The organism is Actinoplanes subglobosus (assembly GCF_042650585.1).
In the GTDB taxonomy this organism is placed as follows: domain Bacteria; phylum Actinomycetota; class Actinomycetes; order Mycobacteriales; family Micromonosporaceae; genus Actinoplanes; species Actinoplanes subglobosus.
On sequence record NZ_JBHSBL010000001.1, the window covers coordinates 24,918 to 43,464 of the forward strand.

Below are 18,547 nucleotides of genomic sequence, written 5' to 3' on the forward strand. Positions count from 1 at the left end.
TGCGGAACGCGGGCTGCCCGGCGCCGGGAAGGGGAAAGGGCGGGCGGAAACGCGAACTGCCGCGCCGGGGAGAGCCGGCGCGGCAGTTCGGGGTGGTGGCTCCTACTTGGCGGCGGCGACCTTGTAGAGGGCCTCCGGGGTGACGGCGCCGGCGAGGACCCGGCCGTCGTCGGTCATCAGGACGCTGAACAGTGAACCCTCCAGCAGCTTGCCGCTGCCCCAGGCGCCGCTGACCGGCTTCAGCGTGTCGAGCAGGCCCTGGGCCAGCTGTGACGCCTCGGCGCCCTCCGCGCTCTGCTCGTCACCCTGCTTGCCGGTGATCTCACCGAGTTCGTCGAGGCTGGGGCCCTTGGCGACGGCGACGGCGGTCCAGCCTTCGCCGACGACCTTGAAGTCGCTCTTGTCGGCGCCGGCCTCACGGGCGGCCTTCTCGGCCTCGGCGGCGGCCTTGTGCGCTTCCTTGCCGGCGTCCTTCGCCGCGTCCGCCGGGATCGCCTGCTCGGTGATCTTGGCGCCCGCCGGCGGGTTGAACGCGAACTGCTGGTCGTCCGGCACCGTGAAGTTGATCTGGTCGAACGCGACCCGGATCGCCGGCTTGGTGGTGTTCTTCGCGTAGACGTCGACGCGCAGCGGGATGTGCTCCTTCGCGTCGATCGCCAGCCGCACCTGACCGACCAGGGAGTCGGTGTCGCGCGGGCTGATCACCAGCTCGTACGCGTCCCGCCCGGCGACCTCGGCGGCACCGGTCGTCTCGACCTCGGTGCTGCCGTCGATCGCGGCCAGGGCCGCGTCCGCCGCCTGCTGCGGAGTCAGCGAGCTCGCGGGAGCCGCCTCCTCCGTGCCGGCGCCGGCCGGCAGCTTCACGTGCGTGCCGGTGTTCTCCTTGCTGTCCCAGATCCACACGTCGGAGCCGTTGCGGATCACGTCGGTCTCGCTGCTCGTGCCGAGCAGCGAGAACCGCATCTTCTCCTCACCCGCGTACCACAGGCGAGCGGTGTTGCTCCCGGCGATCAGGCTCGTCAGGTTGCCGCTGCCGCCGGTCGCGTTCCCGAGCAGCCCCGCGATGCCCGGCAGTCCCAGATCGGCGCTCTGCACCACGGTTCCGGAGAACCCCGACGGGTCGGCGCTCTGCAGGTCGACGAGCAGTTGTGCGGCGCTGCGCTCCGGCAGTGCCGGGTCGGCGTTCGCCACGATCGTTCCGGCCGCCGCACCGCCCCCGATGACCGCTACCGCCGCAACCGACGGGACGAGCCAGCGCAGTGCAGGCCTGGACCTCAACACGGACACGATGTCCACCTCCCGAATCTCTGCGTCCCACTGTGCCCGGGTGCCGCTGTGATCCGGCTGAGAAGGTCCCCTAGGGGATGTCCGCCGGATAGCGTTATTTCCGACAAAGGGAGAGTTGGATGGATATCTACGAGGGGCGTCCATTGCCCCGCCCCGGCGAGGACATATACGACCAGGGTCTAGCCTTCGACCTGGCCACCATCCGGCGCAGGCAGGCACTGCGGGTGTTCGGCCTGGGCGCGATGGCCCTCGGGCTGGCCGCCTGTGGCAAGGACGAGGAGACGTCCGGGACCGGGACCAGCGGGACGGCCACGAAGCTGGACGAGATCCCGGGCGAGACGGCCGGGCCTTATCCGGGTGACGGCTCCAACGGCCCGAACGTGCTCACCGAGAGCGGCGTGGTCCGTGGCGACATCACCGCCAGCTTCGGCACCGCCACCGGCAAGGCCCAGGGCGTTCCGATGACGCTCACGCTCAGCATCAAGGACCTGGCCAACGCCGGGGCGGCCTTCGCGGGGGTGGCCGTCTACGTGTGGCACTGCGACCGGGCCGGCGGCTACTCGCTCTACTCCGAGGGCATCACCGGGGAGAACTACCTGCGCGGCGTGCAGATCGCCGACGACGCCGGCGAGGTGAAGTTCACCAGCATCTTCCCGGCCTGCTACACCGGACGGTGGCCGCACATCCACTTCGAGGTCTACCCGGACCAGGCGAGCATCGCCGACGCGTCCAAGGCGATCGCCACCTCGCAGGTCGCGCTGCCCAAGGAGACCTGCGACGTGGTCTACCAGGAGGCCGGGTACGAGGCGTCGGTCACCAACCTGGCGCAGGTCTCCCTCGACACCGACAACGTGTTCGGTGAGGACTCCGGTGCCCTTCAGCTGGCCACCGTCACCGGTGCCGTGATGAGTGGCTTCGCCGTCACCCTGGAGGTGGGCGTGGACACCACGACCACCCCGACCGGCGGGCAGCTCACCGGTGACGGCGCGCCGTCCGGGGCACCCGGTGGGGCACCGCCCTCCGGCATGGGCGGGCCGCCGCCCTCGGGCGGGCCCGGCGGGGGACCGGGCGGGGCACCGCCCTCCGGCGGACCGGGTGGGGCGCCACCGAGCCGCTGAGAGATCGCTGAGAGCTGCTGCGGGAAACGAGCGGCCGCATGGCAGGGTGTGGGAGTGCGGGTGCTGGTGGTGGAGGACGAGGCGCGGCTCGCGGCGGCGCTGCGGCGGGGCCTGCAGGCCGAGGGATTCGCGGTGGACGTCGCCGCCGACGGCCAGGACGGCCTGGAGATGGCCCGCCACGGCGGCTACGACGCGATGATCCTGGACGTGATGCTGCCGCGCCTGTCCGGTTACCGGGTGGTGCGGCAGCTGCGCGCGGAGCGGCACTGGCTGCCGGTGCTCATGCTCAGCGCCAAGGACGGGGAGTACGACCAGGCCGACGGCCTCGACTGTGGTGCCGACGACTACCTGACCAAACCTTTCTCGTACGTCGTGCTCCTCGCCCGGCTCCGGGCCCTGCTGCGCCGCGGTGCCCAGGCCCGTCCGGTGGTCCTCGCGTTCGGTGACGTCGAGCTGGATCCGGCGGAACGCCGGGTGCTGGTCGGCGGCGCCGAAGTCACCCTGACCACCCGCGAGTTCGCGCTGCTGGAGTACCTGATGCGCCGCCCCGGGCAGGTCGTGTCCAAGACCGAGCTGCTCGACCACGTGTGGGACGCCGCCCTCGACACCGCGCCGAACGCCGTCGAGGTCTACGTCGGCTACCTGCGCCGCAAGATCGGCCGTGACCGTCTGGAGACGGTCCGCGGCGCCGGCTACCGGCTGGCGATCGTCCCGCCCGGCACGGACCTGAGCTAGATGCGCCGCATCCGGGAGCTGAGCCTGCGGGCCCGCCTGCTGCTCGTCTCCGCGGCCGGTCTCACCCTCGGTCTGGCCGCCGGCGGGGTGCTGCTGCTCGTCGTCCTCGGCTACGCGCAGATCCGTTCGGTGCACAGCGAGGCGATGAACACCGCCCGCGGTGTCGCCGACCTGGTCGAGCAGAACTCGCTGCCCAACCCGATCATGGTCGCGCCCGGTGTGCAGGTGCAGGTCATCGACGAGGCCGGACGGATCGTCGCGGTGTCGGCGACCGCCGACCGGATGACGCCGCTGCTCTACTCCCGGGAGCTGGACGGGCTGGCCGACGGGGAGAGCATCACCATCGCCGGCGAGCGGATCGGCTACCGCGGCGAGGTCCGCGTCGTCCAGCTCACCGCCGGGCCGCCGACGGCGCCGGTGCGCATCCTGGTCGCCCGCTCGACCGAGCAGATCACCCAGAGCGTGCACGTTCTCAAGATCACCCTGCTGATCCTCTACCCGCTGCTGGTGGCGCTGCTCGCGGCCGGACTGTGGCGGGCGCTCGGAGCCGCCCTGCGTCCGGTCGACGCGCTACGGTCGGGCGCCGAGGAGATCACCGGCGGGACCAGGGCCGGGCGATTGCCCGTACCGGACTCGAAGGACGAGGTGCACCGCCTCGCCGTCACCCTCAACGACATGCTGCACCGGCTGGATGCCGCCCGGGCGCGTCAGCGCGCCTTCGTCGCCGACGCCGCCCACGAGCTGCGCAGCCCCCTGACCAACATGCGCACCGAGCTGGAGGTGGCGCAGCACCTGCCGGACGACACCGACTGGCCGGAGCTCGCCGACGACCTGCTCGCCGACGTGCAGCGGCTGTCCCGGCTGGTCGACGACCTGCTGCTGCTGGCCCGCTCGGACGAGGGTGTGCCCTCCGCCAGGCTCGAGGAGATCGACCTCGCCCAGTTCGTCGGGGAGGCCGCGCAACGCTATCCCGACGTCGTGTTCGACGACCCCGGCAAGCCGTTGCCGCTGCTCGCCGAGCCGGACGCGCTGGCCCGGGTGGTCACCAACCTGCTCGACAACGCGGTCCGGCACCGGCGGTCCCGGGTGACGGTCGCGGCGTTCGCGGACGGGCCACAGCGGGTCGTGGTGATCACCGACGACGGCCCCGGCATCCCCGAACCGGACCGGGAGCGCGTCTTCCAGCGTTTCACCCGCCTCGACGACGCCCGAGCCCGCGATGCGGGCGGTTCGGGCCTCGGCCTCGCCATCGTCCGCGAGCTGGTGCGACGGCATCGCGGTTCGGTCACCCTGGGCGACGCTCATCCCGGACTTCGTGTCGAGGTACGGCTACCGGCCCCGGCCCCCGACCAACGATCTTGCGAAACGTTACCCCGTCCCGACATCGAGCGTGCCGGCGGTGAGCCCTTTCCTTCTGCGTCAGAGGACGGAGAGTAGGTGGTCCAACGCCTCGCACACCTTGGGCCACACCTCGGCCCACGCCTCGGCAAGCGCTTGGCTGGCCACGAACCGGGCGACCGGCCTCGTCAGCCGAATCCACCACGGCTCAGCGACGCGGTCTCCCTCCTGCGCCTGCCCGGGCTGCTGAGTGTCAGGCGCCGGCTCCTGCTGAGCCACCGGCGGCAGCTCCTGCCGAGCCACAGGCTGCTGATCGACCATGGCACCCTTGTCTGTAGCTTTGGTCACATTTACTTCCTGAAAATAGATAGTCTGTGTTATTTGTGCGCTTGATGTGCTTGTGCGATAAAGGCGTGCCCTTATCGGAAAGAGCAACAAATGCAACGGCAGAGCTGCCTCAGGACTCGCATCAGCTGTTGAAAGCAGCGACAAGGCTGTTCAGAGGGAGGCCATTCGGCCGATCTCGGGATCCCCACGTCGCTCCGCGGTTGGATCTCCGTGCACGATGCGTCGCGGTTGGGCGGGGCTCGCGTGTGTGGGTCTCGGCCGAGGCGCAGCGAACGCGCCGAGCATTATGGGCGAACCCGGGCACGGTCTGACAGGGCGAACGAGTTTCGCAAGATCGTTAGTCGAGGACCAACCCGTGGTCAGGTCCGGATCAGGCGGTCACTCCCCGGCACCGTGCCGAAGACCAGATCCTGCCGCTCGGTCACCTCGTCGAGGATCTTGGGATGAGGCACCACGCCGATCCCGTCTCCGGTCGGCACCGGGATGAAGCCCTTGTGCATCACGATCGGCTCGGTGATGTCCCGCGTGAAGAAGCGCTCCGAGGCGGACAGGTCGCCGACCAGCTCGAAATGTTCGAGTGCGGCGAGGGCGACGTTCGCCGCCCGGCCGAGACCGGTCTCCAGCATGCCGCCGACCCACACCGGCACACCGCGCTCGCCGCAGACGTCATGGATGTCGCGCGCCTCGAGGTAGCCGCCGACCCGTCCGGGCTTGATGTTGATGATGTCGGCCGCGCCCAGCTTGATCGCCTCGATCGCGTCCGCCTTGCAGGTGATCGGCTCGTCCAGGCAGATCGGGGTGTTGAGGTACGCGGCCAGTTCGGCGTGCCCCTCCAGATCGTGGGCGGCGAGGGGCTGCTCGATCATGACGAGCCCGTACTCCTCGAGCTCGGTGAGTTTCTTCGCCTCGTCGAGGGTGTAGGCGCCGTTGCCGTCCACCTGGACGGCCATCTGGTGGCCGAGCATCTTGCGGATCATCCGGACCGGTTCCACGTCCCAGCCGGGCTTGATCTTGATCTTGATCCGCTGGTACTCCTGCGACGCGTACTGCAGCACGGCGGCGCGCAACTCGTCCATGCCCATGATGCCGACCGAGACGCCGGCCGGGACCTGTGGCCGCTTCACATGGAAATAGCGCGCCAGGGACGTCCGGCGCTCCCGTAACTGGGCGTCCAGCAGGGCCATCTCCAGCGCCGCCTTGGCCATCGGATTCCCGTCGACCTCGGCGAAGGACGTCTTGGCCGACTCCGCGGTGACGTCGTCCCGGTCCGTCACCAGCGGGATCAGGGTGGTGCGGAGCACCTCCTCGGCGCTCTCGATGCTCTCCGGTGAGTAGATGCCGCCGCGCATGGCCACGCACTCGCCCCAGCCGGTCACGCCCGCCGCGGTGCACACCTGGACCAGCAGCACCTCCCGGTCGTACTCGGTGTAGACCGAGGTCCGGAACGGGGTGACCAGCGGCAGGCGCACCCACCGTAACGCGACGCCCGTGATCCTCATGCTTCGAACACCGGGGAGACGTGGCGGGGGAGGAGGACGTACTGCCCCTGCCGGGTCATGCCGGCGATCCGGTACCCGCCTTTGATCAGCAGCTTGCGGAAGCGCTTACGCATGGCACGGCTCTCCTGCCGGGCCTGGTCCGGGTCGGCCTGCCGCAGCTTGATGATGTCCGGCGGTACCGGCACCAGCACGGCGTCCGGCGTCACCGCGACGTGCCGCCTGGCAGGTGCGTACCCGCTGTCCGGAGCCTGCGCCACCCACGGGTCGCGGAGATCCCACTCCGCCACCAGCCGGTCGGTGGTCTGATCGTCGTTCACGCCATCGTTGAGCCGGCCGTAGAAGTCCGGTTCGAAAGAGGTGACCACCGCACCGAGTTTGCACAGGTTGAAGTACGCGTTTCTGGCCACGAGCGGATCGAAGGTCCATCGCATTTTCTGCAGTCCGCGATCCAACGCCCATCTGCGCTGGTGGCGTTTCATCAGATAGCCGATGCCGAGGTTGCTCTTCGTGGCCCCGGCGATGTCCGAGTGAAGGTGATCCGGCGGTCCCGAAGGGCCCAGCCCGACCCAGCCCACTGCGCAACCGATCATCTTCCTGCCGTGGAACGCGCCGGCCACATAATTACCGGAGTGACTGAGCGAGCGCAGCGTCGTCGTGCTCACCACCTCGACGCGCTGGGCGTCGGTGCGGGCCCCCCAGCGCTTCTGGAGGAGTTCGGCGGCGGCGATCAGGTGTGCCGGGGAGGATAGGAGGGTGACCGCCACGTTCTCAACGGCCCGCCGTTCGCGCACGGCGCCTCCCGTCCCCGCCACCGAAACCCCTGTCACGACGTCGCACACTACGGGGTGCCGGATAGGCTGAATGGGCCCGGGTGTCCGTTTACTGTTCTGCCCGGACCGAAGCGGTCTTTACCAGACGTGGCTACCTCGAGCGTAACGCTTCGGCCAGTTCGTGGCCCTGCCGAAAGCGATCAGTGGCGGTGCAGATGGAGGTCATCCTCTGCAAATACCCCTCAAAGCCATGATCAGCCGCTATCTATTCTGGCGTATTCCTTGAGTCCGTAATTCCCACTAAAGCATGATTTCGGCCGACTGGAAGTGCCTATCCCTCTACTGGATGATGGGGTGGACGAGGACGCGTTCACCGGAACGGCTGTGGTCGGTCCGGCTGGCGTTCGACGAGGGCCGCGGCCATCGCCATCTGATCGCGGATGCGTTGCACCGAGGCGTCCCACTGCCGGGACAGGCCGGGCCGGCCCTCGAGCGCCTGCCACGCCTCCAGCGCGAAACCGTTGAGCCGCGCCGCCGGCATCCAGAGGTGCAGGAGATGGTCGACGGCCGGTCTGAGCCGGACCACACTCTGCGCGGGCTGCTCCACACCTATCCGACTCTGCTCGATGACGGAAAGGAGCGCTGTCAGCAACCAGTCATGCAGGGCCAGATCCTCGAACAGCTCCACGATGTCGTCGATCTCGGCCGGTCCCAGGACCAGCCGCACCGACCGGAGGCCGTCCTCCAGCACGGTGAACCGTACGTGCACGTCGGTGTCGTCCTTGATCATCGCGGCCCAGCGGAGCACCGTGCGGCGGGCGCGCAGCGGTGTCTTCTGGTCCAGCACCGCGGATCCCTGGATCTCGTTGAGGAGCCGGCCGCAGAACGCGCCCATCCCCATCGTGGACGACTCGCGGTCGGCGGCCAGATGCGCGGCCACCGTCCCCGGCATGTCGGGCCGGCCCAGCGCCTCCACCACCCCGAGCCGCGCCAGGTAGTGCGACCAGGCCCGGCGGTAACCACCGGCGACCGGATCGAGCCGGGCCACGGCCGAACTCTGCAGGACCCGCCCGCCGGTCAGGCTGGCCCGGCCCATCAGAGTGCCGACACCCCGGACCTCGGCGCCGGAGCTGGACCGGATCCCGCAGTCCACCCCGGTGAAGGTCTTCGGGCTCACCGCGTAGCTGATCGGCCGCTCGGAGACCCGGACCCGTTCGCCGGCGATCAGGGCCAGCGCGTTCTCGGCGAGCCCCTGCGGGACCCCGCCGGCGTGCCGCAGCGCCGCGGTCTGCACCTCACCGAGGATTAGCACCGCGCACCGGTCCGGTGTCGACGAAGAGGTACTCGATGCGGTTGACGACCTCGTCCGGCAGTGACAGCCCCTCCTTGCCGGCCCGTTCGGTGACCTGGGCCATCACCGCCTGATCGACCGCGACCTGCTGGAGGATCGTGCGGACGGCGTTCTCCACCGGCTGGAACAGCGGCGCGCAGATCGTCATCGCCCGGTAGGCGTTGAACGGTGCCGCGCGCTCGTTGACCCGCAGGATCATCGGCAGGGCCCGCCAGCTGTCCGGGAGGTCGGCCGGCATCGGCTGCGGCGCCGCGATGTGGTGGCCGTTGTCGCGCAGCATGCCCAGCCGCAGCAGCTGCCACACGGCGGCGAGCATGGCGCACGACCACTGGCGGCCGTCGGTGCCGTCCTTCCACAGCTCGATGTCGGCGAAGATGGAGTGGTTCACCGTGGCGTTCTCCGCGGGCGGGCTCCACGGGGTGGCCGGTTTCATCGCCTCCTGTTTGGTCTCCGGTGACCGCATCCCGTTGCAGAGCCAGCCGGTGTCACCCACCGGCGGGCGGGCGCCGGTCGTGCCCGGCGGGGGATCAGCCACCAGACGAGCCTTGACCAGGTCGGCGGGGGACAGGCCGGTCTCGGCGGACTCCGGGTCGGAACCGACCGGCACCGGGTCGGCGCAGCCGGACTCGCGTGCCACGTAGTCGATCTCCACGCCGGCCTTCTGTGCGGCGGTGAGCAGCTTGTGCACCAGGACCGGGGGCGGGTCGAGCCGGCCGAAGTAGTCGTCTATCAGGATGCATGTGCTGATCCGCGGGCTGCCCTTGGGCACCACGTTCTGGTAGGCGGTACGGGCGGCCGAATACCACACGCCGATCCGCCGGAAGTGGTCGACGAAGAACTCCTCGCTCTGCCGCAGGTCCGGTGCGTAGAAGTGGCCGAGCTCGACGGAGAGGTGGGACAGCGGCGCGGACTGGACCCGCGGGTCGGCGGCCGACTCGTAGAACTCGGCGTGGGCGGTCATGCGCCGATCCACTCGTCGTCGACGGAGAGTTTGCGGGACAGCTCGTCGAAGGCCTCCACGGTCGAGCTGTTGGCGACGTCCCGCGCCACCACGTCGTTGTCCGAGATGAGCTGCTCCTGCCATTGCAGTACCGGGTCCAGCGGCACCGAGCCGAGCATCGAGCTGCGGCCCACCCGGTGCACGGCGGCCAGCCGGCGCAGGTCCTCGTCGCAGTCGCGCAACCAGGCGACCTGGGCCGGCCGCAGGCCGCTGAGCTCGGCCGAGTCCGGGTCGACCACCGCCGTACGGACGAACTTGATCGCCGCCTGCAGCCGCTCGGGGTCGTGACCGGCCTCCACGCCGACGTTGAGGATGCCGTTCTGACCGTAGACGAGCCCGCCCGCCGCCGGGATGTGCTGGCGGGTCCAGCGGTGGAAGACCAGCCAGCGGGCGGTCACCCCGCGCAGGGCCCGGTCGGCGGTCGCCCTGAGCACGAGCTGCGTCGCGTACGACCGGCCGGCGCTCAGGTCGATCAGGCACATGTCGAACTCCTCGTCGAGTGCCTGGAACAGGTGCACGCAGCGGCGCAGCGCCTCCTTGTCCGGCTCGAACTCGCCGCCGTCCTGATTGCCGGGGAAGAGCATCAGCTTGCCCGAGCCGGGCGGGCGCTGCCGCAGGCTCCGGCGTGCCGACCGGCTCCAGACGTCGATGCGTTTCGCCTCGCCGGTCGCCGCCACATCGGGATCCTGCAGGTACGAGTGGAGACCGCCTTTCGGGACGCCCCGTGTCGCCTCGGCGATCTGGAAGATCGACCCGGCCGTCGGGGACCCGAAGTCGAAGTCGAGATAGCAGACGTCCGAGCCGGCGAGCGCGCTGCGATAAACGACATTGCAGCTCGTGACCGACCGTCCGGTGCCCCCCTTGTCGGAGGCCGCGAAGACGAGCACCCCTAGTCCCTAGCCTGGGATTCCCGAGCGGCGGCGAGCTTGTCCAGCTCGTGGAGGACCTCCATCAGGTGTTGCGCGGCCGTGCCCGGCTGGGTGCGCAGGATCTGGCGTGCTCTGTTCAGGTTGCTGGCCTGCCGGATGAGACTGTCCCGGAGGGCGGGACCGGCCTCGCCCGAGCCGCGCAGCTGCTCCCTGTCGAACGCGTTCTCCGCCTCGACCAGGAGCTCGGCGGCGAGGGCGGAGAGGTTGCGCCCTGGTGGGGGATTGCGGTGGATGAGGTCCGCCGCGGTGCCCATGCACTGCACCACCCGGGTGGTGTGGTACCAGCTGGGCTCGTCACGGTGGACCAGGCTGGGGAAGACGTTCGCCGGATCGTCCCACAGGTCGGTGCCCCGGCCGTGTCGGAGGCGGCGCTGGCTCAGGTGGTCCCACACGTCGTCGGCGAGGTTGAGCAGTCGCGCCTGCTCCTGCGAGTCGTTGACCTGCGTCGCGAGGGCGAGCACCCGGCCGAAGACGAGACTGGACAGCTCGCCGAGACGCCAGCCGACCCGCGGCGCGTCGACGCCGAGCTGGGCCGCGCCGCCCAGATGGACCCACCGGCCCGGCTGGTGCAGATCGAGTGCCGGGTCGTTGGCCAGCGGCCGCCGCCGGATGCGCCCGCGGTCGGCCAGGTCCTCCAGCACCCGCGCGACCCGCGACAGGTCCGACTGCGGCGCGTTGCGGTCGCCGAGCGCGTGCCGGACCAGCGACAGCACCAGGAGACTGTAGTAGTCGCTCTCCGCCTCGGCGGTGGTCCGCCAGGGCAGCTCCTCGACCGGCCATCTCTGCTCGCCCAGGGTCGCGACGATCGACCAGTACCGCTGGGCAAGCTCCCACTGGACCCGGAGGACCTCCTTGATGGCCTGCTGCTCCTCGTTGAGCAGGCCCTGCAGGCGGGTGTCCTCGGCGAGCAGGTCCCGGATGCCGTCGACCGCCACCACGGTGAAGTAGAGGTAGGGGAAGGGCTCCGCGTACCCCGGCTGGGCGAACGTGGCCGAGGCGGTCTTCACCTCGTCGGCCCCCTGGACGATGCCCCACGACCAGCCGCACTCGAACAGGTTGTTGGGGCCGAGTTTCAGGTCCTCCACCTGCTCGGCGTTGACACCGAGCTCGGTGAGGCCGGCCTCCACGGTGGTCAGCGCCTCGCGGATCCGCCGGACCACGTCGGGGTGGTTGGCGCCGGGGAAGACGTTGTCCTGCATGGCCTTGCCCGACGGGCTGGCCGCGTCGAAGACGCTGATGGTGAAGCTGCGCTGGAGCCCGGCCATCGCGGCGGTGAGCCGTTTCTGCGTGAGGACCTCGACCCGCGCGATCTCGGCCAGGTAGTTCTTGCGCTGGATCGCCTGGCGGTAGCTGCGCAGGAACCGGAGCGCCGCGAGACAGAGCACGATCGAGGTGGAGAACGAGTCCACCACCTCCAGCTCCAGCTGCTCGGGGGTCGGCTGCGCCTCGTCACCGGGCTCGGTGGTCAGGTAGTTGCCGACGGTGAAGAACGGCAGGCCGGTGCCGGGATGCGCATACCTCGTCATGAAGTCGCCGAGCAGGCCGACGATGCGCTGCGGGATCTCGACCGGGGTGCCGAAACTGGCGAGCGTCGTGCAGACGTCGGTCTGGGTCTGGTCCGGCCGGTCGTAGCGGATGTCCGGCAACTTCTGCGGCGGCAGCAGCAGGCACAGGAGCAGCTCGGCGTCACTGATGGAGTTGCTGCCACCCCGGTCGGCCCACTGGAACGAGTCGGCCGGACCGCACCACTTGGAGATCGCTTTCCACACCGACAGCAATTCCTGGCGCGGTTGGAGTTTCATCGGCCGGCAACCACCATTTCATTCACCCTGGTCATTGCTGAAGGCGGCATCCAGTGCCGCTCGGCAGCCAGGTAATCACCGAACTTCTACCGGCGCAGCATATCCCGCCATCTGGCCGTCGGGGACCCCGAACATTCGGGCAACAGTCCTACTTGGACGCGGCGTTGTAATTGATCATTGTTGATTGATAGTCTCGTGACCCGTATGGCCACCCGAGATCGCTCCGGACACCTCGGGCCTCCGGAGAGGGCTCCCGTAAGGTGGGAGAACGCCGGTTTACGCATCGTCGCCGATCACGATCCTGCACTGCCGGGACTTCCTGGCAACGGCGCGCCCCTCGGCAGGGGGAGTGCCTCACGCGATCTCCGTTCTCCGTGATGATCTCGCTTCGACCGGTGGTGTTTCGGCACCTGATCTGTTAATGATTTCGGGAAATATCGCGGATCGGGCGACAACCGCCGAATACGAGAGTGCCCATCAGTTCCTGGCCGCTCTCCGTGACGCGTTCGGGCTGGAGAATCAGCAGATAATCCTGGTCCCCGGCGACCGTGACGTCAACCGCGGCAAGTGCGAGGCCTACTTCCTCCAGTGCGAGGCCGACGAGGCCGAGCCGGTCGCGCCCTACTGGGAGAAGTGGCAGCCGTTCTCCACCATGCTGCGCCGCTTCCACGGCACCGAACTGCCCAAGGACCAGCCCTGGATCCTCACCGAGCACCCCGACCTGCGGGTGGTCGTCGCCGGCCTCAACTCCACGATGGCGCTCACCCACCGCCCCGGCGACCGGCACGGCCACCTCGGCGACGCCCAGATCGACTGGTTCGCCGAGCAGCTCAACACCAAGGACCGCCGTGACTGGCTCCGGATCGGGGTGATGCACCATCGGCCGGCCGGCGGCGGCGCGATCTCCGACGCCGACCGGTTCGCCGAGACCCTCGGCCCGCACCTCGACCTGGTGCTGCACGGGCAGTCGGGCGAGCCGGCCGGATCGGTGTTCGGCCGGGCCGGGGTGCCGATGCTCGGTGCCGGCGGCGCCTGGCAGCTGATCGAGGCCCGTCCCGACCGGGCCCGGGTGCTCCCGGGCGGCCCGCCGATCCGGCTGCCGCACCCGTTCCCCCGCCGGCTGATCCCGCACCAGCGCCGCCCGGAGCCGCAGCTCGGGCTCCAGCGGCTGGTCACCCAGGTGGCGGAGGTGTGCCGGCTGCGCAACAAGGGCGCCGAGGTCGTGCCGGTGCTGCGGCCCCACGAGGCACGGGTCGGGTACCTGCGCGTCTCCCCGGCCCGCAACCGCACCGACCGCGGGCCCGCCGACCAGCACCCGGTCGGCGTGTGCGCGGCGGTGCCGGAGCGGGCCGACGTCGACTGGTTCGTCGAGGTGCTGGCCCGTTTCCGGACCGGCGGCTCGGAGAGCCCGGCCGAACTGGTGCACTCCGGTGGACCGGCCGGCCCGGAGCTGTCCGCCTGGGCGCGGACCCGTGGGGTCGATCTGGTGCCGTTCGCCGACTACCAGGTGGGCCCCGACCTCGACCTGTTCGCCGGCAGCCAGGCCGCCGACCTCAACAACGACCCGGTCTACCGTCCCGATCTGTACGTCGCGCAGCGCTACACCGAGTTCCTGCCACCGCCGGCCGCCCCGTCCGAGGCGCCGCCCGGCACCGACCTGCTCGCCTGGCTGCGCGAGTGGGTGGACGCCTCCCGCGGCCGGCTCGTGGTGGTGCTCGGCACCTTCGGCCACGGCAAGACGTTCCTGCTCAAGGAACTGGCCCGGGGCATGGTCCGGGACGCGTCACGGACCATCCCGATCCTGATCGACCTGCGCGGCTTCGAGAAGGCGTACAGCCTCGACGAACTGGTCGCGGTCCAGCTCTACCGGCAGGGCCAGCGGCAGGTCGACCTGGACATCTTCCGCTACCTGCGCCGCGAGGGCCGGATCACGCTGCTCTTCGACGGCTTCGACGAACTGGCCACCCGGGTCAGCTACGACCGGGCCACCAACCACCTGGACACCATCGTGCAGGCCGCCGAGCACCACGCGAAGGTCGTCGTCACCAGCCGCGACCAGCACTTCCTGACCGACTCCGACGTGCTGACCGCGCTCGGCGCCCAGCTCGGCACCGACCGCCAGGTGGTCCGGCTCAGCAACTTCGACGACGAGCAGATCGTCGCCTTCCTCACCAACCGGCTACGCGACGCCGGCAGCGCCCGCACCCGGTTCGAGCTGATGCGCAAGGTCAAGGAACTGCTGCCACTCTCCCGCAACCCGCGGATGCTCGGCTTCATCACCGAGCTCGGTGAGGACCAGCTCGACCCGGCCGGCGGCCCGATCAACGCCGCCCTGCTGTACCGGCAGGTCCTGGACCGATGGCTGAGCTACGAGGCCCGCCGGCTGCAGCGGCTCGGCCCGGACGCGCCGGACCAGGGTGACCTGATGAAAGCGGTGACCCACCTCGCCCTGCGGCTGTGGGACCAGCCGGACGGCGGCCTCAGCCTCGACGACCTCGGCGACGCCGCGATCGCCCTGTCCCAGCTCACCGCCACCCACGTCGGGGCCGGTCCGGCCCTCGAACCGCAGGAGAGCGCCCACGTCCTCGGCTCCAGCACGCTGCTGGTCCGCTCCGGCGACCAGCGGTTCACCTTCGTCCACGACTCGGTACGGGAGTGGCTGATCGCCAACCACCTGGCCGCCCAGCCACCCGGTGGCATCGCCGCGGGCGGCCTGATCGGGCACAAGTGGCAGCCCCTCATGATCGAGTTCCTGTGCGGGCTGGCCGGCGCCGACGTGATGCGGTCCTGGGCCGAGGGCATCCTGGCCGGGCAGCCCACCTCCCGGGTGGTCAGCGGCAACGCCGTCAAGGTTCTGCGCTTCCTCGGTGTCGACGACTCCGCCACCCCGCTCAACATGGCCGGCGTGGACCTGCGCGGCGAGGACCTGTCCGGCCGGATCCTGGTCGGCGCCCGCCTCAGCGAGGCCGATCTCACCGACACCAGCCTGGTCAGCGTCAACCTCACCGACGCCACGCTGACCGGCGCGACCCTCGTCGGAGCGCGGCTGGACCGGGCGACGCTGCGCGGGGCCGACCTGACCGGCGCCGACCTCAGCGGCACCCGGCTGCTCGGCACCGACCTGACCGGCGCGATCCTGACCGGGGTGCGCCTGCGGCGGGCGGCGCTGGTCGCCACGTCCGGGGTGGACGAGGAGTCGCTGCGCAACGCCGACACCCACGGCGCGGCACTTCCCGGCGTGCCGGCCGAGCCCCAGATCGCCTCGTCCACGGTGATCCACGCGGTCGCCGTGGTCTCCAACGTGCGACTGCTCGCCGGGGCCGGCGCGGACGGCGTGACCCGGATCTGGGACGCGCACAACGGCCGCCCGCTGCGGGTGCTGCCGGGACACACCGGGCCGCTGTGGGCGACGGCGTTCACGGCCGACGGACGGTTCCTGGCGAGCGCCGGCGACGACGAGACCGTCCGGGTCTGGGACACCGCGACCGGCCACCACGCACACACCCTGGTCGGGCACACCGGCCGGATCCGCGCGCTGGCGTTCAGCCCGGACGGCAAGCACCTGGCCAGCGCCGGTGACGACGAGGACATCCGGATCTGGGACACCGACAGCGGCCGCACCGTACGGGCCCTGCACACCGGCAGCGGGCGCATCCACGCACTGGCCTACCAGCCGCGCGGCGGGCACCTGGCCAGCGCCGGCGACGACGAGGCGGTCAGTATCTGGGACACCGGCACCGGCCAGGCCGTCTACACCCTGACCGGGCACACCGGCACCGTGTACGCCCTGGCCTACGATCCGGCCGGCACCCGGATCGCCAGCGCCAGCGACGACCGCCGGGTGCTCGTCTGGGACGTCGCCGCCGAGACCGTCGAGCACCGGCTCAGCGGCCACACCCAGTGCGTCCGGGCGCTGGCGTTCCACCCGGACGGGCGCTGGCTGGCCAGCGGCGGCGACGAGGGCGCCATCCGGGTGTGGGACAGCCACACCGGCAGCCTGCTGCGCCCGCTCAACGGCCACGCCGGACGGGTGCACACCCTCGCCTACTACCCGGACGGGGAACACCTGGCCAGCGCGGGCGACGACCGTACCGTCCGGATCTGGGACACCGCCGACCGCCGCCCGGAACGCACGCTGCGCTCCAGCGGCGGCAACTCGCAGGCGCTCTGCTTCTCGGCCCGGCCCGGAGACCCGTGGCTGGCGGTCGGGTCCAGCGACGGTGCGGTCCGCCTGTGGAGTCAGGTGGCCGGCGTTCCACCGCGCGTGCTGAGCGAGCCGGCCGCCGGGCAGCCGGCCGTCACCGCGATCGCCGTCACCGACGACGGGCTGCTGGCCACCGCCTGCGGCGACGGCACGATCCGGATCTGGGACACCCCGGCCGGAGCCCCGGTACGGCACCTGGCCGGCCACCGGGGTGTCGTGCACGCGATCGCCTTCGCCCCCGGCGGCCGACACCTGGCCAGTGCCGGTGCCGACGGCACGGTCCGGCTGTGGGACCTGGCCGGCGCCGAGGACCCGCGGATCTTCGCCGGGGAACGGAGCACCTACACCGCCGTCGCGTTCCGCAGCGTCGCCTTCACCCCCGACGGGCAGAGCGTGGCCTGCGGCGGCACCAACGGCACCATCCGGATCTGGCACCTGGCCACCCGGGAACCGCACAACGTCTCCGGGCACACCAGCACCGTCCGGGCGATCGCCTTCTCACCCGACGGCCGGCAGATGGCCAGCGCCGACGAGGACGCGGTGATCCGGCTGCGGCACGCCGGCGGCGGCACGCCGATCGCGCTGACCGGGCACACCGGTGCGGTCACCACGCTCGCCTACGCACCGTCCGGGAGCCACCTCGCCACCGGCGGCACCGACGGCACGATCCGGATCTGGGACACCCTGGACGGACGGCCCACCCACACGCTGACCGGGCAGCCCGGCTGGATCCAGGCGCTGGGTTACGCCCCGGACGGACGGCATCTGGCCGCCGCCGGTGGCGACCACGCGGTCCGGATCTGGGACACCAGCCGGGCCACGCCGCACGCGATCCTGGTGCCGCTGGCCGAGGAGGGCTCGATGGTCCACTTCCACGACCAGCGGTACACACTGCACGGACGGCTCGGTGACGAGTGCTGGTACGCGATCGGCCTGTGCCGCTTCGACTCGGGTGAACTCGACCCGTACGTCCCCGCGATGAAACCCGCCCCACCCGGGGAGCCGCTCTGGTGACCGTGTCTCAGGCCAGGTGATCGAGGATCCGGCGGGCGGCGTCACCGACCCCGTCCGGCGCGGCACCGGCCCAGGCCCGGGCCCGCTCCGTCCCGGCCAGGTCGCTGACGAACGTCACCATCAGCGGCGACATCGGCCGGCGCAGCAGGGCCCGGAGCTCCCCGGACGGCGGGCCCGGATCGAGGCGGGCCGCGATCTCCCCGGCGACCAGCCACTCCAGCAGCGACCGGTCGGCGAAGTGGATCCAGTGCCGGTGGTCGCGGACCGGCAGCGGGCCGGCGTCCACCGGCCCGGCGGGCAGCGGGCCGGTCCCGGCCTCCCACAGCCGCCGCGCGAGCGCGGTCACCGCCGTCCGCAACTCGCCGAGGGTGGCCGGCCCGCCGGCCCGGCGCAACTCGTCCAGCAGCCACGCGTCGGCCAGCACCGGATAGGCGCCGGAACCGCCGGGCGGGTCGTCGAGCGCGGCGATCAGCGTCAGCATCCGCGGGTTGGCGGCCATCGCGAGCAGCCCGCCGGAACCGGCGAGCAGCTCCAGCCGGGCCCGGGCACGTCGCGGGCCGAGCCGCCGGGTCAGCAGGTCGCGGATCTCGTCCGGGCCGAACCCGTCCAGGCGCACGTGCAGCACCTCGCCGGCCGGATAGGGCGCCGCCGCCGCGCCGATCGGGCCGGTCGCGCGGCCGGCCAGGACCGTCTTCACCGGTGCGAACCGGTCGCGGACCATCACCTGCCAGTTCGCCAGCCGGCGGTGCAGCGACGCCCGGCCGTTCCGGTCGGCGAGATCGTCCAGGCCGTCGCAGAGCACCACGAAACGGCCCTCCCGGAGCAGGTGGCGGATGTGGTCACGGTCCACCTCCCGCACGCCGCCGCGCACCAGCTGCACGGCGATCAGCTCGTCCAGCGGGGCGCGCCAGTCGTGCTCGGCCAGGTTCAGCAGCACCGGGACGACCGGGTCACGGGCGAGCGTGACGGTCCGTGCCAGCTCCGACAACAGGGCCGACTTACCCGTACCCCAATCGCCGGTGACCGTGGCCAGCCGGCCACCCGGACCGGTCAGCCAGCGCCGCAGCACGGTGATCAGATCGGTGTCACCGGCCCGCGGCGGCAGGTAGAGCCCGGCCGGCGCCGCGGCCTGGCCGGCGGCGGACCGCAGCA

12 protein-coding genes are annotated in these 18,547 nt (G+C 71.2%); 4 read left to right on the plus strand and 8 right to left on the minus strand.

The features are described from left to right. Window positions 1-102: 102 nt before the first annotated feature. On the minus strand, window positions 103-1,287 hold the full coding sequence (locus tag ACFO0C_RS00135) for a LolA family protein (RefSeq protein ID WP_378064318.1): 1,185 nt from the start codon (window positions 1,285-1,287) through the stop codon (window positions 103-105). 119 nt (window positions 1,288-1,406) lie between these two features. On the opposite strand from ACFO0C_RS00135, the gene ACFO0C_RS00140 reads away from it, so the two are divergent. The 3 genes from ACFO0C_RS00140 to ACFO0C_RS00150 are packed head-to-tail and all read left to right on the plus strand — an operon-like array spanning window position 1,407 to window position 4,577. Beyond that, window positions 1,407-2,405, plus strand: a complete 999-nt coding sequence (locus ACFO0C_RS00140; RefSeq protein WP_378064319.1) for a dioxygenase family protein — start codon at window positions 1,407-1,409, stop codon at window positions 2,403-2,405. Between the two features lie 54 nt (window positions 2,406-2,459). After that, the gene (locus ACFO0C_RS00145) at window positions 2,460-3,140 is read left to right on the plus strand and encodes a response regulator transcription factor (RefSeq protein WP_378064320.1); all 681 of its coding nucleotides are present in this window, start codon (window positions 2,460-2,462) and stop codon (window positions 3,138-3,140) included. Window positions 3,141-3,179: 39 nt separating this feature from the next. After that, window positions 3,180-4,577, plus strand: coding sequence for a sensor histidine kinase (locus ACFO0C_RS00150; RefSeq protein ID WP_378064401.1), 1,398 nt, complete (start codon window positions 3,180-3,182; stop codon window positions 4,575-4,577). A gap of 608 nt (window positions 4,578-5,185) precedes the next feature. On the opposite strand, the gene menC is transcribed toward ACFO0C_RS00150, so the two are convergent. From menC to ACFO0C_RS00180, 6 genes are all read right to left on the minus strand, one after another. After that, window positions 5,186-6,325, minus strand: coding sequence for an o-succinylbenzoate synthase (gene menC, locus ACFO0C_RS00155; RefSeq protein ID WP_378064321.1), 1,140 nt, complete (start codon window positions 6,323-6,325; stop codon window positions 5,186-5,188). Then, window positions 6,322-7,164, minus strand: coding sequence for a GNAT family N-acetyltransferase (locus ACFO0C_RS00160; protein WP_378064322.1), 843 nt, complete (start codon window positions 7,162-7,164; stop codon window positions 6,322-6,324). The genes menC and ACFO0C_RS00160 overlap by 4 nt, the downstream gene beginning before the upstream one ends. 301 nt (window positions 7,165-7,465) lie before the next feature. Further along, window positions 7,466-8,407 carry an SCO2521 family protein gene (locus ACFO0C_RS00165; RefSeq protein ID WP_378064323.1) on the minus strand — a complete coding sequence of 314 codons (942 nt, stop codon included), beginning with the start codon at window positions 8,405-8,407 and terminating at the stop codon, window positions 7,466-7,468. Next, complete coding sequence (locus tag ACFO0C_RS00170; RefSeq protein WP_378064324.1) at window positions 8,391-9,407, minus strand: SCO2522 family protein; 1,017 nt, start codon at window positions 9,405-9,407, stop codon at window positions 8,391-8,393. The genes ACFO0C_RS00165 and ACFO0C_RS00170 overlap by 17 nt, the downstream gene beginning before the upstream one ends. Further along, window positions 9,404-10,333 carry an SCO2523 family variant P-loop protein gene (locus ACFO0C_RS00175; RefSeq protein ID WP_378064325.1) on the minus strand — a complete coding sequence of 310 codons (930 nt, stop codon included), beginning with the start codon at window positions 10,331-10,333 and terminating at the stop codon, window positions 9,404-9,406. Before ACFO0C_RS00175 ends, ACFO0C_RS00170 begins: the two co-directional genes overlap by 4 nt. A gap of 2 nt (window positions 10,334-10,335) precedes the next feature. After that, on the minus strand, window positions 10,336-12,177 hold the full coding sequence (locus tag ACFO0C_RS00180) for an SCO2524 family protein (protein WP_378064326.1): 1,842 nt from the start codon (window positions 12,175-12,177) through the stop codon (window positions 10,336-10,338). A gap of 421 nt (window positions 12,178-12,598) precedes the next feature. Here ACFO0C_RS00180 and ACFO0C_RS00185 point away from each other — a divergent pair, with 421 nt between their 5' ends. After that, complete coding sequence (locus ACFO0C_RS00185; protein WP_378064327.1) at window positions 12,599-17,395, plus strand: WD40 domain-containing protein; 4,797 nt, start codon at window positions 12,599-12,601, stop codon at window positions 17,393-17,395. A gap of 7 nt (window positions 17,396-17,402) precedes the next feature. Here ACFO0C_RS00185 and ACFO0C_RS00190 read toward each other — a convergent pair. Further along, window positions 17,403-18,547 (minus strand): NACHT domain-containing protein (locus ACFO0C_RS00190; RefSeq protein ID WP_378064328.1); only part of this gene is annotated, 1,145 nt, incomplete at its 5' end.